Below are 22,472 nucleotides of genomic sequence, written 5' to 3'. Positions count from 1 at the left end.
TTTCTGATCGCCGGGTCCGCCTGAACCCGGTCAGTCCCCCTGCTTGGCGGTCTCCTCGTCGCGGGGGTGCAGCCGGTTGTCGATGATGATGGCCCCCAGCAGGACCAGGCCCTTCACGATGTCCTGCGTGAGGTTCGAGAAATCGAGGATCGTCAGCCCGTTGAGCAGCGTGCCGATCAGGGCGGTGCCGGCGATGACGCTGAGCACGCCGCCGCGCCCGCCGACCAGGCTGATGCCGCCCAGAACGACCACCAGGACCACGTCGAAGATCGCCGTGCTCTCGACGTAGCGCAGGTTCAGGCCGGCGGTGGAGGCGGTCAGCGCGATGCCGGCCACGAAGGCGATGGCGGCCGAGAGCATGTACATGAAGAGGATCAGCGGACGGGTGCCGACGCCCGCCAGACGCGCGGCCTCGGCGTTGTCGCCGAAGGCGTAGATGAAGCGGCCGGGCACGGTGCGCGACAGGAACAGGTGGACCAGCAGCGCCATCACCAGGAAGCCGATGATCGGCGCGGGCAGGCCCAGCGCCTTGCCCTGGCCGAGGGCCAGGAACGCGTCCGCGTCGGCGGGCGGGTAGGCCACCAGCTTGCCCATCAGATAGCGGGTCGAACCCGAGATGACGAAGGTCATCGCCAGCGTCGCGAAGAGGGGGGAGACCTCGAGGAAGGCGATGACGTAGCCGTTGATCAGCCCGATCAGCACCGCGACCGCGAGGCCGGCCGCCAGCGCCGGCGCGAGGCCCCAGCCGGCGTTCAGCGCCTCGAGCACGACGCCCGAACTCGCCACCATGATCGCCACCACCGACAGGTCCAGGCCCCGCCCGATCACCACGATGCCCATGGCCAGCGCCATGATCCCCAGGATCGCCACGTTGCGCGCCAGCGAGACCATGTTGCCCACCGTCGCGAAGCCGTCGAGCGTCAGCGAGAACGCCGCCAGCGCCGCCAGCGTGACGAGGATCACGACCTGTTCCTGAGTGACCGCGAAGCGTTTGCGCGCGCCGCTGCGCGCGGCGAGACCGATCGCCGGCATTCCCATCCTCCCAGCGCCGCGCCCCTCTGTTGAGTCGGGGGCGTCGACGGGCCGACGCTAGGCTCGCGGATTTTTCAAAGCAACATTTTAATGCGACGCTCTATTAACCTGCCGCCGGCCGGGATCGCGCCGCGCGCCCGGGCGCGGAACGGCGCGGCCGGGCAGGGCGCGCGCATGAAGAAGGCCGCGCAACCCCTTCGGATCGCGCGGCCTTTCGGTTCCCTCGGGCGGGGGCGTTCAGTCGAAGGTGCGGTAGCCGCGCACGGCCTCGCGGTCGTAGCCCTCGGTCGCGGACATCAGCTGGGCGGTGTAGGGCTGGGTCGGGGCGTGGGCGCGCAGCGTCTCCTCGGTCAGCTCCTCGACCATGCGGCCGCGGTTCATCACCGCCACGCGCCCGCACAGGTGCGCCACCACCGCGAGGTTGTGGGAGACCATCAGGTAGGTCAGCCCCCGCTCCTGCTGGAGCCGTTTCAGCAGGTTCAGGATCTCCGCCTGCACCGAGACGTCGAGCGCGGAGGTCGGCTCGTCCAGCAGCAGGATCTCGGGCTCCAGGATCAGGGCGCGGGCCACCGCGATGCGCTGGCGCTGGCCGCCGGAGATCTGGTGGGGGTAGCGGAAGCGGAACTCGGGGCCCAGGCCCACGTCGCGCAGCGCGCCCAGGATCCGGCGGTCGCGGTCGTCCAGGCCGTGGATCTCCAGCGGCTCGCGCAGGATGGCGTCGACGGTGTGGCGGGGGTGCAGGGCGCCGTAGGGGTCCTGGAAGACCATCTGCATCGCCCGCGCCTCGGCCTTCGAGCGTCGGGCCGTCAGCTCCCGCCCGTTCACCCGGATCGCGCCGGTCCAGTGCGGGTTGATCCGCGCGATGGCGCGCAGGATCGTGGACTTGCCCGATCCGCTCTCGCCCACCAGCCCGTAGCTTTCGCCCTCGGCGACCGCGAAGGAGACGTTGCGCACCGCCTGCACCCGGCTGGGGCCTGCGCCGAAGTGGATCGAGAGGTCCTCGATCTCGATCATCGGGGCGCTCATCGCGCGGCCCCCACGACCGTCTCGGTCAGCCAGGCGGGGTCGCGGTCGAGCACGGGCAGCATCTCCTGGCGGTGTTCGAGGCTGGGCAGGCAGTTCAGCAGGCCGCGGGTGTAGGGATGCTGCGCCTCGTGCAGGCGCCCGGCCTCCAGCACCTCCATGATCCGGCCGCCGTACATCACGATCACCCGGTCGCAGAAGCTGGCGACGAGGTGCAGATCGTGGGAGATCAGCACCAGCCCCATCCCCCGCTCCCGCACCATGTCGTCGAGCAGGGCGAGCACCTGCATCTGCACGGTGACGTCGAGGGCCGAGGTCGGCTCGTCCGCGATCAGCACGTCGGGTTCGGGGATCAGCATCATCGCGATCATCACCCGCTGGCCCATGCCGCCCGAGACCTGGTGGGGGTAGAGGTTGAAGACCTTCTCCGGCTCGCGGATCTGCACGGTCTCCAGCATCTCCAGCGCCCGCCGGCGCGCCACCCGGGCGCCGACCTTGGCGTGGATCGCGTAGGCCTCGGCGATCTGCTCGCCCACCTTCACCACCGGGTTCAGGGAGAAGCGCGGATCCTGCATGATCATCGAGATCCGCGCCCCGCGGATCCTGCGCAGCGTGCGGCGGGAGGCGTTCAGCAGGTCGATCCCGTCGAACGTCATCTTTTTGGCGTCGATCCGCCCGTTGCGCGCCGTCAGGCCCAGGATGGCGCGGCCGGTCTGCGACTTGCCCGAGCCGCTCTCGCCCACGATGCCCAGCCGCTCCCGCCCCAGGGTGAAGGAGACGCCGCGCACGGCCTCGACCATGCCGTGGGGCGTGCGGAAGGAGACGTGGAGGTCCTCGACCTCGACCAGGGGCTTTTCCATGCTCATGCCGAGGCGCTCTTGGGATCGAGGACGTCGCGCAGCCCGTCGCCCAGCAGGCAGAAGCCGAGCGAGACGAGGAAGATGGCGAAGCCGGGCGCGGTGGGCACCCACCACTGGTCGAGCAGGAACTGCCGGCCGGTGGAGATCATCGCCCCCCATTCCGGCAGCGGCGGCTGCGCGCCGAGGCCGAGGAACCCCAGACCCGCCGCGGTCAGGATGATGCCCGCCATGTCGAGCGTCAGCCGCACGATGACCGAGGCGAGGCACAGCGGCACGACATGCCGGCGGATGATGCGGAAGGTGGAGGCGCCCTGAGCCTCCGCCGCCACGATGAAGTCGGACTTTCGGATGGTCAGCACCTCGGCCCGCGCGATGCGGGCGTAAGGGGACCAGGTGGTGAGCGCGATGGCGAGCACCGCGTTCTCGATCCCCGCGCCGAGCGCGGCGACGAAGGCCAGCGCCAGGATCAGGCGGGGGAAGGCGAGGAAGATGTCGACGATGCGCATCAGGACCGCGTCGACCCAGCCCCCCGCGTAGCCCGCGAGGGTCCCCACCGCGAGGCCGATGGGCGCCACGATGATCGAGACCAGGATGACGATGTAGAGGGTGATCCGCGATCCCCAGATGATCCGGTCGAAGATGTCCCGGCCCAGCTGGTCGGTGCCCAGCCAGTGCTCGGAGGAGGGCGGCAGCAGGCGCGCGCCGAGGTTGGGCGAGAGCCCGTCGCTGGAGGTGATCCAGGGCGCGAAGGCCGCCGCCAGCAGCAGCGAGACGACGATGAAGAACCCCGCCATCGCGATCGGATTGGCGCGGAAGTTCACCCAGCCGAGGTATCCCCGCTGCGCCCGCGCTTGCCAGGTGGAGGCGGGCGAGGGATCCAGCAGCCAGGCGCGGAGCCCCGCGGCGCGGGGTTGCGTGGCCAGGGTCATGCGCGCGCCCCCCTCATGCCCGGGCCCTCGGGTCGGCCAGCTTGTAGAGCAGGTCGGAGAGCATGTTGATCCCCACGAAGCAGATGCCCACCACGACCGTTCCGCCCAGAACCGCGTTCATGTCGGCGTTGAACAGCGAGGTGGTGATGTACTGGCCGATGCCGGGCCAGGCGAAGACGGTCTCGGTCAGCACCGAGCCCTCCAGCAGCGAGGCGTAGGTCAGGCCGATGATGGTGATCAGCTGCACCAGCACGTTTCGGAAGGCGTGCTTCCAGATCACCGCGGCCTCGGAGGCGCCCTTGATGCGCGCGGCGAGGATGTATTCCTGCCCCAGCTGGTCGAGCATGAAGCTGCGGGTCATGCGCGCGATGTAGGCCAGCGCGTAGAGCCCCAGCACCGAGGCCGGAAGGACCAGGTGGCTGACCGCGTTCCAGAAGATGTCCCACTCGCCCTGCAGGGCGCTGTCGAACAGGATCACCCCGGTCACGCTGTCGACGACGCCGTCGTAATAGATGTCGATCCGGCCCGGTCCCGCGACCCAGCCGAGATTGCCGTAGAAGACCAGCAGCCCGACCATGCCCAGCCAGAACACCGGCACGGAATAGCCCGCGAGGCCCAGCACGCGCACCGCGTGGTCTATCCAGCGGCCCTGGTTGACCGCGGCCCAGACGCCCATGGGGATGCCCAGCAGGCAGCCGACCAGCGTCGCCAGCGTCGCCAGCTCCAGCGTCGCGGGGAAGAAGCGCAGGATGTCCTCGGTCACCGGGCGCGTGGTCATGATCGAGGTGCCGAAATCCCCGGTCAGGATCTGGCCCAGGTAGCGCAGGTATTGCTCGTAGAGGGGCTTGTCCAAGCCCATCTCGAGGAACACGCGCTGGTAGGCCTCCTCCGAGGCGCGGTCGCCCACGACCGCCAGCACCGGGTCCGCGGGCATCACGCGCCCGATCACGAAGGTGATCGCGGTGAGGCCGAGGAAGGTGAGGACCAGCGACAGGACCGCGCCCGCCGTGGCCTTGAGGGCGCGCGGCGCCGCCGGGAAACCTCCCGACGCCGCCGCGCTCGTCCGATCCGTCAAGCGAGGGCCCTCACTTCGTGACGGTGCGGTAGTAGATCAGGTCGAAGGTCGGGCCCGAGACGAAGCCCTCCACGTCGGCCCGCATCACCGCCTGCTCGGTCTGCTGGAACAGGATCGCGTAGGGGCCTTCGTGCATCAGCTTCTCCTGGATGTCGAAGTACTCCTGCTCGCGCTTGTCCACGTCGATCTCGTTGCGGGCGGAGACGACCATCTCGTTCATGGTCGGGTCCATCCAGGCGTTGCGCCACGCGAGCACGCCGGTCAGCTTCGCCTCCGGGGAGTTGTCCGGGTTGTGGGCGAAGGCGTCGAGGTTCGAGTGGGGGTCGACGTAGTCCGGCGACCACTGGGCGAGGATCAGGGCGTGCTTGCGCGCCCGGTACATCGGCCACAGCGTCTTGCCCTCGGCCGTGGTGATCGAGGCCTTGATGCCGGCCTGCGCGAGCGTCGCCTGAACCGCCTGCGCGATTTCGGGGTAGGGCGACTGGTTCAGCGTATCCATCTGGATCTCGAACCCGTCGGGATAGCCGGCCTCGGCCAGCAGGGCCTTCGCCTTCTCGACGTCGAGGTGGTAGGGCGTCTCGTTGTAGCCGGCCCACATCCCCTCGGGCCAGGCGGCCTGGTGGACCTTGAACTGGCCCTTCAGGAAGCTGTCGGCCATGCCCTTGTAGTCGACGAGGTAGCGGATCGCCTCCATCACCTTGGGATTGCCCAGAATCTCGTGGTCCTGGTTGCCGGCCATGTAGATCAGGGCCGCCTTGGCGTCGGTCTGCACCTTGACCGAGGCGTCGCCCTCGAGCGCCGCGACCATGTCCGGCGTCAGGTCGCGGGCGAGGTCGATGTCGCCCTTCTCGATCATCAGCCGCTGGGCCGCGGGCTCGGCCACGTGGCGCACGATGGCGCGCTTCACGCCCGGCGCGCCGGAGCGGAAGCTCTCGTTGGCGGTCATCGAGACGAGCTCGTTGGCCTTCCAGGTCTGCAGCTTGAACGGGCCCGAGCCGGCGGAGTTGTTCTTCAGCCAGGCGTAGCCCATGTCGCCGTCGGTCGCGTGCTCCTCGACGGTCTTCATGTCGACGATCGAGGCGACGCCGGCCGACAGCGCGTTCAGCACCAGCGCGGGCGAGAACTCCTCGGTGATCTTGACCACCGGCTTGCCGTCGACGACCGAGACCAGCTCGTCCACGTTCTCCGGCGTCCAGCCGAACTGGGTGACGATGAAGGACGGGGTCTTGTTGAGCTTCACCACCCGGCGCAGCGAGTAGACGACGTCCTCGGCGGTGACCGGGTTGCCGCTCTCGAAGGTCATGCCCTCGCGCATGGTGAAGGTGATGGTCTTGCCGTCTTCCGAGACCTCGTAGCTCTCGCATACGCCGCAGACGAGCTTGGACATGTTGTCCGGCTCGAACCACATCAGGCGGTCGTAGATCTGGGCGATGATCTCGCCGCCCGAGAACTCGAACACCTCGGCCGGGTCGAGGGTGATGATGTCGGAGATGTCCTTCGCCATGACGAAGGTGTCGGCGGGCGGGGCGGCGCGCAGGGGCCCTGCCGCCACGCTCGCCATCAGCGCCGCGGCGACTCCCACCGTCGCCAGCCGACCCAGGGATCGTCTGCCCAGGAATTTCATGTGACCCTCCGCTGTTGCTCGCCGCGCCGGTCAGGCGCGGCGGGTTCGGGGCGGCGTCGAGGCCGCGCCCATGATTATCCGGGGCGGGGAATCCCGCCTCCGGGGGCAAGCGTGCAAATATCGATAGCGCGTGTCCACAAATGAATTTTCGGATGCGGCCCGTTCAGGTCGCGGCGCCGCGTCGCGTGCGGCGCCTGCGAAGACGCGGACGCCGCCCGGCGGGGGCCGGGCGGCGCGGATCGCAAACTCGCAAGGGGGCGCGGGGGCGTCAGGCCCGGCCCGTCGCCCCGCCGGGCAGCGCGTTGCGGCGCGTGTGGAGGACCAGCACCGCGATCGAGGCGGCGGTGGCGATCCAGGTGGCCGCCGTCATCCACATCACCTCGCCCGGCGGCAGCAGGCACAGGGCGCCGAGGCCGATCGCGACCAGCCGCTCGACCGGGTTCAGGCGGCGCCGGCCGAAGCCCAGCAGCGCCGCGGTGACCATCGGCACCGCCACCACGGTGGTGACCGTGGCCGCCGCGATCTCCCACGCCGTGCCCTGCATCAGCAGGCCCGGGTGATAGACGAAGACGAAGGGCAGCACGAAGGCGATCCAGCCCAGGCGCACGCTCTCCCACGCCGTCGCCATCGCCTTGGCCCCGGCCATCGAGGCGGCCGCGAAGCTCGCCAGCGCCACGGGGGGCGAGATCATCGAGAGCAGGCCGAAGTAGAAGACGAAGAAATGCGCCTCGAGCTTGCCGATGCCGAGCTGCACCAGCGGCGGCGCCGAGAGGGTCGCGAGCAGCAGGTAGACGCCCGAGGTCGGCAGCCCCATCCCGAGGATGATCGACACCGCCGCCGTCAGCAGCAGGAGCAGCAGCAGCGAGTCTTGGCCGAGCTGCAGCAGCACGAAGGACAGCCCGAACGACAGGCCCGAGGAGCTGAGCAGCCCGATGATCATGCCAGCGACCGCGCAGATCAGCAGGATCTCGGCCGCGTCGCGCCCGGCGTCGTAGACCGCGCGCGCCACGTCGCCCAGGCTGATGCGGTGCAGGTTGGCGAGGTTCAGGAGCCCGATCGCCAGCAGCGCGATCGAGGCCCAGACCACCGCGCGCTCCGCCTCCATGTTGAAGGCGAACATGCCGGTCAGCAGCGCCCCGATGGGCACGATCACCACCATCGCGTGGCGCAGGATCTCGGCGGCGGGCTTGGCGGCCTCCTGCTCGCCCGCGCCCAGCTCGTGCTTGTCGGCCAGCAGCGTGATCTGCACGTAGACGGCGTAGAAGTAGAGGAGCGCGGGGATCAGGGCCGCGATGATGATGTCCCGGTAGGGCATCTGCAGGAATTCGGACATCAGGAAGGCGGCCGCGCCCATCACGGGCGGCAGGATCTGGCCGCCGGTCGAGGCCACCGCCTCGATCGCGCCGGCGGTCTTGGGCTTGAAGCCCGCCTTCTTCATCGCCGGGATGGTGACCACGCCCGTGGACATCACGTTGGAGACGGCGGAGCCCGAGATCGACCCCATGAAGGCAGAGGCGATCACCGCCATCTTCGCCGTCGCGCCGCGCTTCTCGCCCGCCAGCGCGCGGGCCGCGTCGGTCAGCACGCCCGCGCCGCCGGTGATCACCAGCAGCCGGCCGAAGACGATGAACAGCACCACCACGAAGGCCGCGACCTGGAGGGCCGAGCCCAGGGTGGCGGCCGAGTCCACGCCGATGAAGCGCACGATGTCGGCGGCCGGGATCGGGCGGCCCTGGAGCTTGCCCGGCACCATGTCGGAGAAGAGCGCGTAGAGGACCAGCGCGCCCAGGATCGCGATCAGGCTCCACGCGCCCAGGCGGCGCAGGCCCTCCAGCGAGACTACGGCGATGCCCACGCCCAGCGCGAGGCTCTCCTCGGGGTGGAAGAACGCGCCCTCGGACAGGACCGGGAAGCGCAGCAGGATGTGGATGCCGACCCACAGGCTCGCGGCCGCGAGCGCGAGGTCGACGTAGAGCAGCGGCCCGTCGCGCTCGGGCGCCGAGCGCAGGTAGACCGTGCAGGCCGAGAGGCCCAGCATCAGCCCGGCCACCTGCTCGGGGTAGAGCAGGAGGCCGAGCCAGAGCGGCGCGTTCAGCGCCCAGGCGACGGGGAGAAGGGCGACCAGGAGGCACAGGGTCCACTGGATCGGAATGAGGATGCGCCCGTTCATGGTCGCCTTTCGTCGTCAGCCGTCAGGGAAGGATGGGGAGGGGATCAGTTGATCCCCAACTCCTTGCACGCCGCCAGCGCGCCGGGGTGGAACTCGAGCTCGACGTCGCTGCACAGCTTCGAGGGGTCGAACTCGTTCCACATCGGCGAGGACTCCTTGAGGTCGGTCGCGTGGGCGTGGATCGACTTCACCACAGCGGCGACCGTCTCGTCCGGCACGTCCTTGTTGGCCCACATCAGGTAGTTGTAGGCGAAGATCGTGGCCGGCTCGTCCAGGCCCGGGATCTCCTCGGAGGCCTCGAGCGGGAACAGGAAGATGCCGGGCATCAGCTCCTTCATCATCGGCAGGTTCTCCTCGGTCATCGAGAGGAACTGGATGTCGCCGAGAGAGGCCTCGAGGTCATAGGCGGGACGCGAGCCGACGGCCGAGATCGAGATCACGGTCTGGCCGGCCTTCAGCGCCTCGTACATGCGCGGGAAGTTGGAGACGGGGACCTCGGTCACGTCGGCGTAGGTCAGCCCGCCGGCGGCCAGCGCCATGCGGATCACGAACTCGCCCAGCGAATTGTCGGGGAAGCGGGGCACGCCCTTGCCCTTCACGTCGGCGAAGGTCTTGATGCCCGCCGACTCCGGCGTCACGATCCCGGCCTTGAAGGGAAACAGGTTGGCGACCATCGCGAGGTTCGGGTTCGGCTCGGTCGACATGCCCGTGCCCGCGATCGCGTACCAGGTCTGCGGATAGTTCGCGACGCCGAACTCGATCTGGCCGGCGTTCACCAGCGGGATGTACTGCGAGGTGTTGGCCATGATCTGCGGGCGCATCTGCACCGCGCCGTCCTCGGAGACGGCGTTGGCGATGGCGATGGCGAGCTGGTTGGTCGCGCCGCCCTGGGTGGTGCCGATGGCGACCGTCTGGGCCTGGGCCGGCGCGGCCGCGACGGCGCCCGCGAGAAGCGCGGCGGCGGCGGCGAGAAGGGAGGACGCGGGTCGCGTCTGGCGGGAGGTCGGGCGCATGGGCTGGATCCTTTCCTGTTGGGAGCGTCGTCGCCGCCCTTCTGGCGCGGGGCGGTCGCAGGCGGAGCGGGCAGGGGTCTCCAGCCCCCGACCCGCCCCGAAGTCATGTATACAAAACAAGGTCGGCGCCGGAAGAAGAAGCCGAGGTCCCCGCCGTGTCGCGCGGCCGGGCGGACGGGACGTCCCCGGGGGCGCGCGCCGGCTGCGCGGCGTCGCCGAGGGGCCCAATCGATCCGCCGGGAGGCGTCACGGCTGCTCGTTCCTTCCTTTGCTCCGCACGTCCGGCAGGAGGGCCGCGGCCGCTCCGACGCCGCCGGCGCGCCGACAGACTCCGTCGCCGGGCGATCGCCTCGCTTCCACCGGACATTCAGTGAAAAAGCGGATTGATATGTCCTGACAACTTGTACACATTGGGAGCCGCCCCACGGGCTGTCAAGGAAATGTTGCAGGAGGCGAAGGATCGTCCATGAGCGGTGAGAACGAGCGCGTTCTGGTTGTCGGGGCGGGGCCTGTGGGCCTGGTCGCCGCATGCAGCCTGGCGATGGACGGCATCCCCGTCACGGTGGTCGAACGCAGCCGGGAGCTTCCCAAGGATCTGCGCGCCTCGACCTTCCATCCCCCGACCATGGACATGCTCGACCGCTTCGGCGTGATGGACAACCTGATCGAGCGCGGCCTGATCTGCCCCCACTGGCAGTTCCGCGACCGGGAGAAGGGCGTGGTCGCGACCTTCGACCTCGGCCTGCTGAAGGGGGAGACCAACCACCCCTACCGCCTGCAGTGCGAGCAGTGGAAGCTGACCGAGAAGCTGCGCGACATGATCGACGGCTGGGACCTGGCCGACATCGTCTACGACGCCACCGCCACCGGCGTGGTGCAGGACGACCACGGGGTGACCCTGACGGTGCGCAACTCCGACGGCGACGAGGAGCAGCTGCGCGGCCGCTACCTGATCGCCTGCGACGGCGCGCATTCGCGCATCCGCGAGATGCTGGAGATCGAGTTCGAGGGGATGACCATCCCCGAGACCTTCTTCTCGATGTCCACCACATTCGACTTCGCCGAGGCGATCGAGGACCTGGCCCCCATCGCCTACGTCACCGATCCCCGGGAATGGGCGGTCCTGCTGCGCACGCCGACCCTGTGGCGCATCCTGCTGCCGACCGACCCGGGCATGACGGACGAGCAGATCAAGGACCCGGTGCTGATGGAGAAGCGCCTCCAGGCGCTGTGCCCCAAGGAGGGGCCCTACGACGTGGTCCACGCCACCGCCTACCGCGTCCACCAGCGGGTGGCCGCGACCTACGACAAGGGGCGGGTGTTCCTGGCGGGCGACTCGGCCCATCTCAACAACCCGCTGGGCGGCATGGGCATGAACGGCGGCGTCCACGACGCGGTGAACCTGTGCGAGAAGCTGGCGAAGGTGTGGAAGGGCGAGGCGGACGCCTCGATCTTCAGCCAGTACACCCGCCAGCGCCGCAAGGCCTGCGTGGACACCGTGCAGGCCCAGTCGATCCGCAACCGCAAGATGATGGCCGAGACGGACCCCGCCGCCCGCGAGGCCTTCCACCAGGAGATGCGCGACACCGCCGCGGACCCCGTGCGCCACAAGGCCTTCGTGATGGGCTCGTCGATGATCCAGTCGCTGCGCGACCTGGAAGACGTGGCCTGACCCGGCCGGCCCGACCCGCAACCCCCGAGATCGCCCCCCGCGACCCAGACCCCGACAGGATCCCAGCCATGACCGACTCCCTCGGATATCGCATGAAGTTCGGCGTGATCGCGCCCTCGACCAACACCTCGGTCCAGCCCGAGTTCGACGACATGCGCCCGGTCGGCGTGACCAACCACTTCTCGCGCATCATCATCCCCGACAACCCGGTGAACTCGGACGAGGACTTCAACAACCTCGTCATGGAGATCCGGGCCGCGACCATGGACGCGATCGACGCGGTCAAGACCTGCTCGCCCGGCGCGATGATCATGGGCATGTCGGCCGAGACCTTCTGGGACGGCAAGGAGCGGGCCGACAAGCTCCAGGCCGAGATCGTCGAGCGCGCGGGCATGCCCGTCGCCATGGGCTCGGACGCGTGCATGAACGCGCTGAAGTGCTTCGGCGACATCAAGCGCATCGCCGTCATCACACCCTACATGCCCATCGGCGACGAGCAGGTGCGCCGCTACTTCACCGACTGCGGCTTCGACGTGGTCACGGTGAAGGGGCTGAAGTGCAAGTCGCCGATGCTGATCGCGCACGAGACCGAGAAGACCCTGCGCGACGCGATCAACGAGGTGAACGACCCCTCGGTCGAGGCGATCGTGCAGGCGGGCACCAACCTGGCCATGGCGCGGGTGGGGGGCATCGCCGAGTTCTGGCTGGACAAGCCGGTGATCGCGATCAACACCGCCACCTACTGGCACGCGCTGCGCATGAACGGCATCCAGGACAAGATCCAGGGCTACGGCTCGCTCCTGTCCCACTACTGAGGACCCACCGATGAGCCTCGACCACCCCGACATCCAGATCGAACCGACCGAGACGGGGACCGAGGCCGGTCAGAAGCCGGCCGAGCGCGCCTACGAGACGATCCGCGCCGCGATCCTCTCGGGCGAGCTCGCCGCCGGGACCCATCTGCGCGAGGAAAGCCTCGCGCGGATGACCGGGACCTCGCGCACCCCGGTGCGCGAGGCCCTCCACCGCCTGACGGCCGAGGGGCTGGCGCTGGCCGAGAACCGGCACCGCTACGTGGCCGACTTCTCGGTCCACGAGGTGGCGGTGATCTTCGAGCTGCGCGCCCGACTGGAAAGCTACGCGGCCTCGCTCGCCGCCACCCGCATCACGGTCGAGGAGATCGACGCCCTGAAGGCCGTGGTCGCGCGGATCGACGCGCTGGGCGACGCCTCGGGCGAGGGCGAGCCGGAGCGGTTCTTCGAGCTCAACGGCCGCTTCCACGACGTGATCATCCGCGCCACCCGCTCGTCCCAGCTCCGCGCGCTGACCGCGCAGGCCTTCGCCCTGCCGCTGGTCACCATCAAGCGCTTCGTCTGCGAACAGGAGATCAACGTGCGCCGATCCAACGCCCAGCATCGCGACATCGTCACGGCCCTCGAGCGGCGGGACGCCGAATGGGCCTCGGCGGCGATGATGAGCCACATCATCTCCACCAAGCCCAACGCGCTGGTGCGGGGGATGGGGGCATGAGCGGGGCGCTGTCGGGCCGCGTCGTCGTCGTCACCGGAGGCTCCCGCGGGCTGGGGCGCGAGATGGCGCTGGAGCTTGCGGGGCAGGGCGCCTCGGTCTGCGTGACGGGGGCGGGCGCATCGCCCGCGCTCGCCGCCACCGCCGCCGATTGCGCGGCTCTCGGCGTCCCCGCGCTGGCCGCGGCCTGCGACGTCGCCGACTACGCCGCCTGCGAGGCGCTGGTCGCGAAGGTCGAGGCCGAGCTGGGCCCCATCGACGTGCTGATCAACAACGCCGGCATCGGCATGCGCGCGATCTCGGAGACGTTCAACACCGTCCCCACCAAGTTCTGGGAGGCCGACCCCGAGGCCTGGGCCCGCATCGTGCAGGCGAACCTGACCGGCGCCTTCAACATGGCCCGCGCGGTCGTGCCGGGGATGGTCGCGCGGGGCGCGGGCAAGGTGATCAACGTCTCCACCTCCGACCAGACCATGGTGCGCCGGGGCTATTCGCCCTACGGCCCGTCGAAGGCGGGGCTCGAGGCGGCCAGCCGCGTCTGGGCGCAGGACCTGGAGGGGACGGGCGTGACGGTGAACGTCTACCTTCCCGGCGGCGCCGCGGACACCGACCTGCTGCCGCCGTCCGCGAACAAGAAGGGCGCCGACGGCAACCTGCTGCCGGCCGCGATCATGCGCCGGGCGGTCGGCTGGCTCTGCGGCCCCGGCTCCGACGGCGTCACCGGCCGGCGCTACATCGCCCGCCTGTGGGACGAGAGCCTGCCCGCGGCCGAAGCCGCCGAAGGCGCCGCCTCTCCCCACGTCGAGAAGCCCGCGATCATGTGAGGCGGCCGCCTCACTCGAAGGTCGAGTTCAGGATCGCCAGCTCGAGCATCTCCTGGAAGCCGAAGACGCCGACCGCGAAGCCCAGCAGGGCCGCGACCGGCCAGGCGCGGCCGGATACGCGGGACAGCGCCACGGCGACCGCGAAGGGCGCGACGGCCAGCCAGTAGGGATGCGTCGCCAGCGTCTCGCGCACCGGCGGCGCGTGGCTGGGAACCGCCGGCGCCAGCAGCACGACCGACAGCGCGACCAGCGCCGCGCTTACCACGGCCAGGCCTGCGCGCAGCAGCCGGCCGCGCCAGGCGGGGCTCACGCAGGGCCGCCCAGCTTCGAGCGGTGGATGCGCATCACGTAGGTCATGTGCTCGGCCGGGTGCCAGTTGAACGAGGCGATCAGCGTGCCCCCGGCCGTCACGTAGCGGCGCAGCAGCAGCAGCGCCCAGCTTCCCGGCGCCTGGCCCAGCTGGCGCTGGAAGGCCTCGGGCATGGGGGCGGCGCGGATCTCCTGCACGCATTCGTCGATGGGATGTTCGGAGTGCTGCTCGAGCAGGGCGAAGAACGGGCCCTGAAGGCCGCGGAAGCGGGGGACCAGCTCGCGGAAGCGCTCGGGCACGTAGCTCTGGATGTAGCACAGCGGCTTGCCGCCGGGCTCGGTCCAGCGCACGCCGTCGACGCGGATCCAGGTCTCGCCGGGCAGGGCGCCCAGCTGCTCGGCCAGCGTCGCGTCCAGCACCACGTCCTGGACGTCCATCACCACGTAGAACGTGTCGACGGCGACCTGGAACAGCTCGTGCAGGTGGTCGAAGCTCTGGGTGTAGGTGGCCTGCGGGCGGGCGGCGATCACCCGCGTGCCCACGCCCTGCCGACGCTCGACATAGCCGTTTTCGGTCAGGTGGCGCAGCGCCTCGCGCACCGTGAAGCGGGAGGCGTCGAATTCCGCTGCCAGCTCGATCTCGGTGGGCATCAGCGAGCCGACGGGATACACGCCGTCGCGCACCCTCTGCTCGAGCACCTTGCGGATTCGCGCGTGCCGAGGTCCGGACTCCTCGGCCGTGTCGACGGGGGCGTCGGAGGCCCCGGCGGTCTTGCTGGCCGGCTGATTCATGATCAAGTCGTCTCCCTGGCGGCTGTCGGCGGTCAAATCTCCGGGCCGGGCGTCGCGTAATGGCGCCTGAACCAGCTTCGCGCAACCTCAGGGCGCATGTCGAGCGATAAAAGGTCTGGACAAACCCGCCGCAACCGTATCCGATCGACGGCGCCATGGACCTGACCTCTGCACACCCCGCCACCCCGACGGATGCCGCTTCGGTTTCGCCGCGCCACTTTTCCGCTTACGGACCAAGGGCGCGCCTGGGGCTGATCGTTCCGCCCACGAATACGGTGAACGAGGCGGAATGGGCGCGCATGGTCCCCGCCGGCGTCACCTTCCACACCCATCGCATGCGCCTGCATGACGCGGCCACCCCCGAGGGGCTGGCGCATCTGCACGCCGATCTCGACGCCGCGATCGCCATGCTGACGCCCTGCGGGGTGGACGCGGTCGCCTACGCCTGCACCGCCGGCTCGATGATCTCCCCGCCCGAGCGGCTGGAGCAGGAGCTTTCGGCGCGCAACGACGTCGCCTGCCTGACCACCTCGGCCGCCATCGTCGCGGCCCTGAAGTCCCTGGGCGCGAAACGGCTTTCGGTCGCCACCCCCTACGCCCGCCGGGTCAACGAGCACGAGACGCATTTCCTCGCGGACTGCGGCTTCGAGGTGGCCCGGATCGAGGGGCTGGGCATCGGCGAGGGCGGCCCCCACGAATTCATCCGCATCGCGCAGACCCCGCTCGAGCAGGTCGCGGCCCACGCCCGCGCCTGCTTCGTTCCGGGCTCGGACGCGCTGCTGATCACCTGCACCGACTTCCCGACCCTGTCGCTGATCGACCCGCTCGAGGCCGAGCTGGGCGTCCCCGTGGTGACGTCCAACCAGGCCACGCTGTGGGCGATGCTGCGCGCGGTCGGCATCCACGACCGCGTCCCCGGCGCCGGCCGCCTGCTGGCCGGCGCCTGAGCGCGGATCAACCACCGGAGGAAACACGCATGGCCGATCCCGCCCTCAAAGCGGCGCTGAAGAATGGGGAATTCATCCTCGCGCCCGGGATCTTCGACCTGATTTCGGCGCTCGTCGCCGACCGCGCCGGGTTCAAGGCGCTCTACGTCACCGGCTACGGAACGGTCGCCTCCTACCTCGGGCTGCCCGACGCCGGCATCGCCACCTACCGCGACATGGTCGAGCGCATCGGCCAGATGTGCGCGCGCACCTCGACCCCGGTGATCGCCGACGCCGACACCGGCTACGGCGGCCTGCTGAACGTGCGCCACACGGTGCAGGGCTACGAGGCCGCCGGCGTCACCGCGATGCAGATGGAGGACCAGGAGTTCCCCAAGCGCTGCGGCCATACGCTGGGCCGGCGCGTGGTGCCGATCGAGGAGATGGTCAAGAAGATCGAGGTGGCCGTGGACAGCCGCCGCTCGGACGACTTCCTGATCATCGCGCGCACCGACAGCCGCACCTCGCTGGGGCTGGACGAGGCGATCAAGCGCGGCAAGGCCTACGCCGCCGCCGGCGCCGACGTGGTCTTCGTCGAGAGCCCGGAGTCCGAGGACGAGATGAAGCGGGTCGCCGACGAGATCGACGCGCCGCTCTTCGCCAACATGGTCAACGGCGGGCGCACGCCGCTGCTGTCCGAGACCCGGCTCAAGGAGCTCGGCTACTCCATCGCCATCCACCCCGCGGTGGGCTTCCTCGCGGTGGGCCAGGCGCTGACCAAGGCCTACGGCGACCTGAAGGCGCATGGCGAGACGACCGGGGCCGTGGACCTCTACGACTTCGGCGAGTTCAACAAGCTGATCGGCTTCGAGGACGTCTGGGAGTTCGAGAAGAAGTTCCCCGAAATCGCCTGATCCGCGCCGGCGTCCGGCGGGCGGCTGCGCCCCGCCCGGACGCCGAGCGCCGGCCTTCGCCCGGGCGTCCCGCGCCCGGGCGCCGCATCGAGGAGGGACCGCCATGGCCGAGGATCTCGGCGACAACTACGCCCGCGCCTACGGCAAGAAGGCGGGCTTCGGAAAGCGCCCCGCGCTGGTGATGGTCGACTTCGCCCATGCCTATTACGACCCAGACTGCCCGCTCTACGGCGGCCAGGGCTGCATCGACGCGCTCGCCTCGGCGCTGCGCATCCGGGCGCGCTGCCGCGAGGTCGGCGTGCCGGTGATCCTGACCGAGGTGAGCCTGCACCCCTCGGGTCTCGACGGCGGCCGCTTCCTGCAGAAGGCCAAGCCGCTGGACGCCTTCATCCAGGGCCGGGCGACGGCCGCCTTCGCCGAGGGCCTGGCGCCCGAAGCGGACGAGCTGGTGATCTCCAAGCAGTATCCCTCGGCCTTCTTCGGCACTTCGCTCGCCTCGACGCTGACGGCGGCGGGCATCGACCAGGTGATCCTGACCGGCCTGACCACCTCGGGCTGCGTGCGCGCGAGTTGCGTCGACTCCATGTCCCACGGCTTCATCACGACCGTCGTCTCCGACGCCTGCGGCGACCGCCACCCCGGCCCGCACGAGGCGAACCTCTTCGACATGAACGCCAAGTACGCCGACGTGGTGGACGAGGCCGAGATCCTCGCCTTCCTGGACGCACTCGCCGTCGCCAAAGCCGCCGCGGAATGACCCCCACCGCCGGACGCCCGCGGATCCGGGCGCCCGGGCGCGACGCCCGACCGGGGACGCGAAGCGCCTGTTCTTCGGAGCCGTCTCTCGCAGATGCCGATCAGAGCGACTCGGCCCGACGGGTCAGGGATCGCGCAGCGACCCCGCGAAGCGGGGCTTGTCCTTGACCCGGCGGGACGAGTCGCTCAGGCATCGTCTGCGAGAGACGGATCCGAATGACAGGCGCGGCCCTGTTCTTTGGTGAGTCAGGAGCCCGCCGGAGGCTCCGGCCCGACCATTTCCAGGCGCTCCGCCCGCCCCAAGCCCAAGCCCGCCCGCAGGGCGCCTCCGCCCCCGCGTCTTGCCCCCTCCCTTTCAAGGACCCCGACATGCCCCTCGACCCCGCCCTCTCCCAGCGCATCCTCGACGCCGTGGACGCGGGCTTCGACGCCCAGGTCGAGTTGACCCGCAAGCTCGTCTCCTACGACACCACCCGGGGGAACGAGCATGCCGCGCAGGACTGGGTGTTCCGCCAGTATCGCGACCGGGGCCTGGCGATGGAGCGGTTCGAGATGGACGAGGACGCCATCGGCCGTCATCCCGGCGGCAGCGCCTTCTCCGACACCCATTCGCGCGCGCCCATCGTGGTCGGCATCCACCGTCCGAAGGCCGAGACCGGCCGCTCCTTGATCCTGCAGGGCCATCTCGACGTGGTGCCCACCGGCCCTGTCGACATGTGGGCCCGCCCGCCGTTCTCGGCGGAGGTCGAGGACGGCTGGCTGCACGGGCGCGGGTCGATCGACATGAAGTCGGGCCATGTCTCGATGATCGCGATCCTCGACGCGCTGAAGTCCATCGGCCTGCAGCCCGCCGCCACCGTCTACGTGCAGTCGGTGGTGGAGGAGGAGAGCACCGGCAACGGCGCGCTCGCCGCCCACCTGCGCGGCTACCAGGCCGACGCCGCCCTGATCCCCGAGTCGATGCAGGAGATCCTGGTGCGCGCCGGCGTGGGCGTGATGTGGTTCCAGGTCCAGGTCCGCGGCATCCCCGTGCATGTGCGCGAGATGGGCGCGGGCTCGAACGCCATCGACGCCGCCTGGCGCGTGGTGGGCGCGCTGCGCGAGCTCGAGGCGCAGTGGAACGAGGCGGCGAAGTCCGATCCCTATTTCGGCGCGCTCGACCACCCGCTGAACCTCAACATCGGCAAGATCGCGGGCGGGGACTGGGCCTCCTCCGTGCCGGCCTGGTGCACGGTCGACTGCCGCATCTCCTACCTGCCGGGCAAGGGCGCGGACGAGGCGGAGGCCGAGATCCGGGCCTGCGTCGAGGCGCTGTCGCGCTCGGACAAGTTCCTCTCGAACAACCCGCCGCAGATCGTGGTCAACGGCTTCCACACCGAGGGCTTCGTGCAGGAGCCGGGGACCGAGGCAGAGGCGATCCTCGCCGCCGCGCACGAGAGCGTCTTCGGAGAGCCGCTGCGCACCGAGGTGACGCCCGCCTATCTCGATGCGCGCGTCTACGCGCTCTACGACCGGATGACGACGCTGTGCTACGGGCCCGCGGGCGACGGCATCCACGGGGTGGACGAGCGGGCGAACCTCGAGTCCGTGCGCCGCTGCACCAAGGCCATGGCGCTGTTCGTCGCTGAATGGTGCGGGGTGGAGCCGGTGGAGGGCTGAGGCCCGGCACGAGGCAGGGAGCGCGGGGCAGGGGGCCCGGCCCCCGGGCCCCGTCGCGCGAGGGTCAGTCGGGCTGGTAGCCCGCGATCATCTGGTGCAGGCCCAGCGTCGCGCCGACCGAGATGGCCGCCAGCGTCACCGGCCCCGACCAGGCGAGGGTCGCGAAGCCCGACAGGCCCTGGCCGATGGCGCAGCCCATCGCCACCACGCCGCCCACGCCCATCAGCGCCGCGCCGCCCAGCTGGCGGCCCAGCTCGCGCGGGTCCTCGCAGGCCTCCCACCGGAAGCCGCCGCGCCGGAGCGATCCGACGAGCGCGCCCAGAACCACCCCCAGCACCGAGCCGACGGAGAACGAGATCTCGCCCCCCGTCGAGGTCATCAGCCACAGGATCGTGCGCCCCACCGGCGCGGTGAACGAGGGGCCCTCGACCGTCACCGCCCCGAAGGAGGCCTGCGACAGCAGCGTGGTGGCGGCGAAGCCCCAGGCGACCGCCAGCCCCGCGACCGCCGCCCAGCCGACCTGGGCGGGGGAGGCGCGCAGCGGCGCGTGGCTCAGCCCCCAGGCCAGCAGGGCGACGCCGATCGCCGCCGCGGTCAGCAGGCCCGGGAGGCCCGTCGCGGCCTCGAGCGCGCCGGCGATGTCCTGGGGGCCGGCGGCGTCTTCTTGCGGGAACAGCAGCACCCGCAGGGGGGCGAGGGGGCCCGCCAGCGTCGCGTAGCCCGCCACCCCCATCACCGCCACCACCACCAGCGCCCGCACGTCGCCCCCGCCCACGCGCGCCAGCGCGCTGAACCCGCAGTTGCCCGCCAGCGCCATGCCGTAGCCGAAGGTCAGCCCGCCCAGCACCGAGGCGAGCGGGTTCCAGGCGAGCGCGTGATGGAAGCTCAGCGACAGGTCGATCAGCCCCGTCGCGGCCAGCCCCTGCACCGAGAGCACCGCGACGCCCAGCGTCACGCCCCACATGCGCAGGCGCCGGCGGTCCCGGCCGAACATCGCGTGCTCGATCGCGCCCAGGGTGCAGAAATTCCCCAGCCGCGCGGCGAGGCCGAGCGCCACGCCGCCCAGCAGGCCCGCGAGGGCCGCCAGCGTCTCGTACCCCATGGTCTCCTCCCCTGCGGAGGGTCTCAGCCCTCTTCGTCAGGTCGACGGTACAGTCGGTTCAGAAGCGTGACGATCTCGGCCGCCTTCGGGTCGAGGATCGAGTAGTAGATGGCCTGGCCTTCCCGCCGGGCCTGCACCAGGCCCTCGAGCCGCAGGCGCGCGAGCTGCTGGCTCACCGCCGCCTGGCGGGTCTCGAGCAGGGCCTCGAGCTCGGTCACGCTCTTTTCGCCGCCGATCAGGTGGCACAGTATCTGAAGCCGGCCCTCGTGTCCCAGCGTCTTGAGGAGCTGGGCGGCCGCGTCGGCGCAGGCGACCACGTCGCGGACCGAGGGCGCGGGCGCGGCGACGCGGGCGTCGGCCTCCGCTGCGTCCTGGCCGCTCCGCCCGAAGATCGCGCCAGGGCGCGGGAAGGTCGCGTCGGTCAACGTGTCGCCTCCGTCAGCATCTGTTCGAGCAGGCCCCAGAAGAAAGCCTCGCCCCCGTAGCCCTCGATCCGGCCGGTCTCGACCCCGTCGCGCGTCAGCACGAAGGTCGGGGTGAAGACCGCCGGCCGCTCGAGGCTCAAACCGTCGGGCAGCGGGTCGTGGATGTCGAGGCGGCGCAGGGGCGCGGTCCGCCCGGCCTCGGTCTTCGGATAGATCGGCCCGATTTCCTCGAGCCAGCGGCGGCACCAGATGCAGCCGTCCTTCTCGAACATCACCAGCGAGAGCGCGGCGGGTTCGGTCGAGGCGCGCGCCGCACCGCCGCCGAGGCCCGCGCAGGCCACGGCGCCGCCCAGCGCAAGCGAGAGGCTTGCGCGGCGCGAGAGGTTCGCCTCAGAGGCGTGTTTCCACAGGCGTGACTTGTGCATTGACGACTCATATGGATATCGAGATATACAGTAGGACGCTGCCGGTCGGCGGGCAAGCAGGACCATGGGAGGGGTCCGGCGAATGCTCCAGATCAGTTTCGGCGGCGCGGCGCTGGCGGGGCTGCTGTCCTTCCTGTCGCCGTGCATTCTGCCGATGACGCCTTTTTATCTCAGCTACATGGCCGGGCTCTCGATGCAGGAGCTGCGGGGCGACGGGCTGGTTGCGCCGGGCGCGCAGCGCCGTCTGATGGGCTCGGCCGTCGCCTTCGCGCTGGGCGTCACCACGATCTTCGTGCTGCTGGGCCTGGGCGCAACCGCGGCGGGGCGGCTGTTCATCGAATGGAAGCAGCCGCTCTCCTACCTCGCCGCCGGCATCCTCGCAGTCTTCGGGCTGCATTTCCTGGGCGTGCTGAAGGTCCCGTTCCTCTACCGCGAGGCGCGGGTGCACAGCCAGGCGGATCCCTCGGGCGTGGTGGGGGCCTACGTGATGGGCCTCGCCTTCGGCTTCGGCTGGACCCCCTGCGTGGGCCCGGCGCTGGCCGCCATCCTGATGGTCGCCTCGGGGATGCAGGAGCTGTGGCGCGGGGGCCTGCTGCTGCTGGTCTACGGGCTGGGCATGACGCTGCCCTTCGTGATCGCCGCGCTGTTCGCCCGCCCGTTCCTGGGCTGGGTCGCGCGCAACCGGCGCTGGCTGGGCACGGTCGAGAAGGCGATGGGCGCGATGCTGCTGGTGTTCGCCGCGTTGATCGCGACCGACTCGGTCAACGGGATCGCCGCCTTTCTTCTGGATCACTTCGACTGGAGCGCGACGCTCTCGTGAGCGTCGGGGAGGAGACCATGCTCAGACGCCTCGCCATCCTCGCCGCCCCGGCCTTCGCGCTGGCGCTCCTGGCCGGTCCCGCGGCCCTCGCCTCGCCGGTGGGCGACGACGGGCTGCACAAGCCCGACTGGCTGCAGGACACGTTCAAGGACCTGTCCGAGGACCTCGCAGAGGCCAACGCCGAGGGCAAGCGCCTGCTGCTGATGATCGAGCAGCGCGGCTGCCTCTACTGCGCGAAGATGCATGAGGAGGTCTACCCGGTCCCCGAGATCGACGCGCTGATCCGCGAGCATTATTTCGTCGTCCAGATCAACATGTTCGGCGGCTCCGAGATCACCGACTTCGACGGCGAGGCGCTGACCGAGAAGGAGGCCGTGCGCCGCTGGGGCGTGGTTTTCACGCCCACGCTGATCTTCCTGCCCGAGGAGGTTCCGGAGGGGGAGACCGCCGCCCAGGCCGCGGTGGTCACCATGCCCGGCGCCTTCGAGAAGGGCACCACCCGCGCGTTGTTCCAGTGGGTCGTCGACCATGGCTACGACTCCGGCGAGCTGTTCCAGGAGTACCTGACCCGGAAGATGCGCGCGGCGGACTGAGG

At 70.4% G+C, this 22,472-nt stretch carries 23 protein-coding genes; 10 read left to right on the top strand and 13 right to left on the bottom strand.

Annotation, left to right across the window (positions count from 1 at the left end):
• Nucleotides 1–30 precede the first annotated feature (30 nt).
• The 8 genes from P2H44_RS04460 to P2H44_RS04425 all read right to left on the bottom strand — a co-directional run bounded on the left by P2H44_RS04460 (nucleotide 31) and on the right by P2H44_RS04425 (nucleotide 9,726).
• Complete coding sequence (locus P2H44_RS04460) at nucleotides 31–1,032, bottom strand: ABC transporter permease (RefSeq protein ID WP_275762238.1); 1,002 nt, start codon at nucleotides 1,030–1,032, stop codon at nucleotides 31–33.
• Between the two features lie 237 nt (nucleotides 1,033–1,269).
• On the bottom strand, nucleotides 1,270–2,058 hold the full coding sequence (locus P2H44_RS04455; protein ID WP_462976259.1) for an ABC transporter ATP-binding protein: 789 nt from the start codon (nucleotides 2,056–2,058) through the stop codon (nucleotides 1,270–1,272).
• On the bottom strand, nucleotides 2,055–2,921 hold the full coding sequence (locus P2H44_RS04450; protein WP_275762237.1) for an ABC transporter ATP-binding protein: 867 nt from the start codon (nucleotides 2,919–2,921) through the stop codon (nucleotides 2,055–2,057). The genes P2H44_RS04455 and P2H44_RS04450 overlap by 4 nt, the downstream gene beginning before the upstream one ends.
• Entirely contained in the window at nucleotides 2,918–3,844 is a 927-nt protein-coding gene (gene nikC / locus P2H44_RS04445; protein WP_275762236.1) for a nickel transporter permease, read from the bottom strand. Before nikC ends, P2H44_RS04450 begins: the two co-directional genes overlap by 4 nt.
• A 13-nt stretch (nucleotides 3,845–3,857) precedes the next feature.
• Entirely contained in the window at nucleotides 3,858–4,919 is a 1,062-nt protein-coding gene (locus P2H44_RS04440) for an ABC transporter permease (protein WP_462976258.1), read from the bottom strand.
• Between the two features lie 10 nt (nucleotides 4,920–4,929).
• Nucleotides 4,930–6,543, bottom strand: coding sequence for an ABC transporter substrate-binding protein (locus P2H44_RS04435; protein WP_275762235.1), 1,614 nt, complete (start codon nucleotides 6,541–6,543; stop codon nucleotides 4,930–4,932).
• Between the two features lie 268 nt (nucleotides 6,544–6,811).
• On the bottom strand, nucleotides 6,812–8,713 hold the full coding sequence (locus tag P2H44_RS04430; protein WP_275762234.1) for a TRAP transporter permease: 1,902 nt from the start codon (nucleotides 8,711–8,713) through the stop codon (nucleotides 6,812–6,814).
• 44 nt (nucleotides 8,714–8,757) lie between these two features.
• Nucleotides 8,758–9,726 carry a TAXI family TRAP transporter solute-binding subunit gene (locus tag P2H44_RS04425; protein WP_275762232.1) on the bottom strand — a complete coding sequence of 323 codons (969 nt, stop codon included), beginning with the start codon at nucleotides 9,724–9,726 and terminating at the stop codon, nucleotides 8,758–8,760.
• 466 nt (nucleotides 9,727–10,192) lie between these two features.
• Here P2H44_RS04425 and P2H44_RS04420 point away from each other — a divergent pair, with 466 nt between their 5' ends.
• The 4 genes from P2H44_RS04420 (at nucleotide 10,193) to P2H44_RS04405 (ending at nucleotide 13,749) form a co-directional block, all read left to right on the top strand.
• On the top strand, nucleotides 10,193–11,398 hold the full coding sequence (locus P2H44_RS04420; RefSeq protein WP_275762231.1) for an FAD-dependent oxidoreductase: 1,206 nt from the start codon (nucleotides 10,193–10,195) through the stop codon (nucleotides 11,396–11,398).
• Nucleotides 11,399–11,466: 68 nt separating this feature from the next.
• Nucleotides 11,467–12,213, top strand: coding sequence for a maleate cis-trans isomerase family protein (locus P2H44_RS04415; RefSeq protein WP_275762230.1), 747 nt, complete (start codon nucleotides 11,467–11,469; stop codon nucleotides 12,211–12,213).
• Nucleotides 12,214–12,223: 10 nt separating this feature from the next.
• On the top strand, nucleotides 12,224–12,928 hold the full coding sequence (locus tag P2H44_RS04410; RefSeq protein WP_275762229.1) for a GntR family transcriptional regulator: 705 nt from the start codon (nucleotides 12,224–12,226) through the stop codon (nucleotides 12,926–12,928).
• Complete coding sequence (locus P2H44_RS04405; RefSeq protein ID WP_275762228.1) at nucleotides 12,925–13,749, top strand: SDR family NAD(P)-dependent oxidoreductase; 825 nt, start codon at nucleotides 12,925–12,927, stop codon at nucleotides 13,747–13,749. The genes P2H44_RS04410 and P2H44_RS04405 overlap by 4 nt, the downstream gene beginning before the upstream one ends.
• A 10-nt stretch (nucleotides 13,750–13,759) precedes the next feature.
• Here the strand turns inward: P2H44_RS04405 and P2H44_RS04400 are convergent, their stop codons facing one another.
• Both P2H44_RS04400 and P2H44_RS04395 read right to left on the bottom strand, forming a co-directional pair.
• Complete coding sequence (locus P2H44_RS04400; RefSeq protein WP_275762227.1) at nucleotides 13,760–14,059, bottom strand: hypothetical protein; 300 nt, start codon at nucleotides 14,057–14,059, stop codon at nucleotides 13,760–13,762.
• Nucleotides 14,056–14,850: a GntR family transcriptional regulator gene (locus tag P2H44_RS04395; RefSeq protein ID WP_275762226.1), complete on the bottom strand. Its 795-nt coding sequence runs from the start codon at nucleotides 14,848–14,850 to the stop codon at nucleotides 14,056–14,058. The genes P2H44_RS04400 and P2H44_RS04395 overlap by 4 nt, the downstream gene beginning before the upstream one ends.
• Before the next feature lie 155 nt (nucleotides 14,851–15,005).
• On the opposite strand from P2H44_RS04395, the gene P2H44_RS04390 reads away from it, so the two are divergent.
• From P2H44_RS04390 to P2H44_RS04375, 4 genes are all read left to right on the top strand, one after another.
• Entirely contained in the window at nucleotides 15,006–15,797 is a 792-nt protein-coding gene (locus tag P2H44_RS04390; protein WP_462976257.1) for a maleate cis-trans isomerase family protein, read from the top strand.
• 29 nt (nucleotides 15,798–15,826) lie between these two features.
• Nucleotides 15,827–16,690, top strand: coding sequence for an isocitrate lyase/PEP mutase family protein (locus tag P2H44_RS04385; protein WP_275762224.1), 864 nt, complete (start codon nucleotides 15,827–15,829; stop codon nucleotides 16,688–16,690).
• Between the two features lie 103 nt (nucleotides 16,691–16,793).
• Complete coding sequence (locus tag P2H44_RS04380) at nucleotides 16,794–17,447, top strand: isochorismatase family protein (RefSeq protein ID WP_275762223.1); 654 nt, start codon at nucleotides 16,794–16,796, stop codon at nucleotides 17,445–17,447.
• Nucleotides 17,448–17,815: 368 nt separating this feature from the next.
• Complete coding sequence (locus P2H44_RS04375; protein ID WP_275762222.1) at nucleotides 17,816–19,105, top strand: ArgE/DapE family deacylase; 1,290 nt, start codon at nucleotides 17,816–17,818, stop codon at nucleotides 19,103–19,105.
• A 64-nt stretch (nucleotides 19,106–19,169) separates the two neighbouring features.
• Here the strand turns inward: P2H44_RS04375 and P2H44_RS04370 are convergent, their stop codons facing one another.
• The 3 genes from P2H44_RS04370 to P2H44_RS04360 all read right to left on the bottom strand — a co-directional run bounded on the left by P2H44_RS04370 (nucleotide 19,170) and on the right by P2H44_RS04360 (nucleotide 21,057).
• The gene (locus P2H44_RS04370) at nucleotides 19,170–20,207 is read right to left on the bottom strand and encodes a YeeE/YedE family protein (protein ID WP_275762221.1); all 1,038 of its coding nucleotides are present in this window, start codon (nucleotides 20,205–20,207) and stop codon (nucleotides 19,170–19,172) included.
• A gap of 23 nt (nucleotides 20,208–20,230) precedes the next feature.
• Entirely contained in the window at nucleotides 20,231–20,524 is a 294-nt protein-coding gene (locus P2H44_RS04365) for an ArsR/SmtB family transcription factor (protein ID WP_275762878.1), read from the bottom strand.
• 104 nt (nucleotides 20,525–20,628) lie between these two features.
• Entirely contained in the window at nucleotides 20,629–21,057 is a 429-nt protein-coding gene (locus P2H44_RS04360; protein WP_275762220.1) for a hypothetical protein, read from the bottom strand.
• Between the two features lie 82 nt (nucleotides 21,058–21,139).
• Between P2H44_RS04360 and P2H44_RS04355 the strand changes: the two genes are divergently transcribed.
• On the top strand, nucleotides 21,140–21,877 hold the full coding sequence (locus tag P2H44_RS04355) for a cytochrome c biogenesis CcdA family protein (RefSeq protein WP_275762219.1): 738 nt from the start codon (nucleotides 21,140–21,142) through the stop codon (nucleotides 21,875–21,877).
• Between the two features lie 17 nt (nucleotides 21,878–21,894).
• A complete protein-coding gene (locus P2H44_RS04350; RefSeq protein WP_275762218.1) occupies nucleotides 21,895–22,470 on the top strand; it encodes a thioredoxin family protein in 576 nt (191 codons plus the stop codon).
• Nucleotides 22,471–22,472 lie beyond the last annotated feature (2 nt).

Origin of the sequence: Albimonas marina (assembly GCF_029223255.1) — a bacterium.
In the GTDB taxonomy this organism is placed as follows: Bacteria; Pseudomonadota; Alphaproteobacteria; order Rhodobacterales; family Rhodobacteraceae; genus Albimonas.
The sequence above is the reverse complement of the archived record's forward strand: the minus strand, read 5'-3'. Positions and strand labels throughout refer to the sequence as shown.

Bases quoted from the DNA above. Each gene is read 5' to 3' on its own strand.
- P2H44_RS04460 (WP_275762238.1), bottom strand. From the start codon at position 1,032: ATGCCGGCGATCGGTCTCGCCGCGCGCAGCGGCGCGCGCAAACGCTTC.
- P2H44_RS04455 (WP_462976259.1), bottom strand. From the start codon at position 2,058: ATGAGCGCCCCGATGATCGAGATCGAGGACCTCTCGATCCACTTCGGC.
- P2H44_RS04450 (WP_275762237.1), bottom strand. From the start codon at position 2,921: ATGAGCATGGAAAAGCCCCTGGTCGAGGTCGAGGACCTCCACGTCTCC.
- nikC (WP_275762236.1), bottom strand. From the start codon at position 3,844: ATGACCCTGGCCACGCAACCCCGCGCCGCGGGGCTCCGCGCCTGGCTG.
- P2H44_RS04435 (WP_275762235.1), bottom strand. From the start codon at position 6,543: ATGAAATTCCTGGGCAGACGATCCCTGGGTCGGCTGGCGACGGTGGGA.
- P2H44_RS04430 (WP_275762234.1), bottom strand. From the start codon at position 8,713: ATGAACGGGCGCATCCTCATTCCGATCCAGTGGACCCTGTGCCTCCTG.
- P2H44_RS04425 (WP_275762232.1), bottom strand. From the start codon at position 9,726: ATGCGCCCGACCTCCCGCCAGACGCGACCCGCGTCCTCCCTTCTCGCC.
- P2H44_RS04420 (WP_275762231.1), top strand. From the start codon at position 10,193: ATGAGCGGTGAGAACGAGCGCGTTCTGGTTGTCGGGGCGGGGCCTGTG.
- P2H44_RS04415 (WP_275762230.1), top strand. From the start codon at position 11,467: ATGACCGACTCCCTCGGATATCGCATGAAGTTCGGCGTGATCGCGCCC.
- P2H44_RS04410 (WP_275762229.1), top strand. From the start codon at position 12,224: ATGAGCCTCGACCACCCCGACATCCAGATCGAACCGACCGAGACGGGG.
- P2H44_RS04405 (WP_275762228.1), top strand. From the start codon at position 12,925: ATGAGCGGGGCGCTGTCGGGCCGCGTCGTCGTCGTCACCGGAGGCTCC.
- P2H44_RS04395 (WP_275762226.1), bottom strand. From the start codon at position 14,850: ATGAATCAGCCGGCCAGCAAGACCGCCGGGGCCTCCGACGCCCCCGTC.
- P2H44_RS04390 (WP_462976257.1), top strand. From the start codon at position 15,006: ATGGACCTGACCTCTGCACACCCCGCCACCCCGACGGATGCCGCTTCG.
- P2H44_RS04385 (WP_275762224.1), top strand. From the start codon at position 15,827: ATGGCCGATCCCGCCCTCAAAGCGGCGCTGAAGAATGGGGAATTCATC.
- P2H44_RS04380 (WP_275762223.1), top strand. From the start codon at position 16,794: ATGGCCGAGGATCTCGGCGACAACTACGCCCGCGCCTACGGCAAGAAG.
- P2H44_RS04375 (WP_275762222.1), top strand. From the start codon at position 17,816: ATGCCCCTCGACCCCGCCCTCTCCCAGCGCATCCTCGACGCCGTGGAC.
- P2H44_RS04370 (WP_275762221.1), bottom strand. From the start codon at position 20,207: ATGGGGTACGAGACGCTGGCGGCCCTCGCGGGCCTGCTGGGCGGCGTG.
- P2H44_RS04360 (WP_275762220.1), bottom strand. From the start codon at position 21,057: ATGCACAAGTCACGCCTGTGGAAACACGCCTCTGAGGCGAACCTCTCG.
- P2H44_RS04355 (WP_275762219.1), top strand. From the start codon at position 21,140: ATGCTCCAGATCAGTTTCGGCGGCGCGGCGCTGGCGGGGCTGCTGTCC.
- P2H44_RS04350 (WP_275762218.1), top strand. From the start codon at position 21,895: ATGCTCAGACGCCTCGCCATCCTCGCCGCCCCGGCCTTCGCGCTGGCG.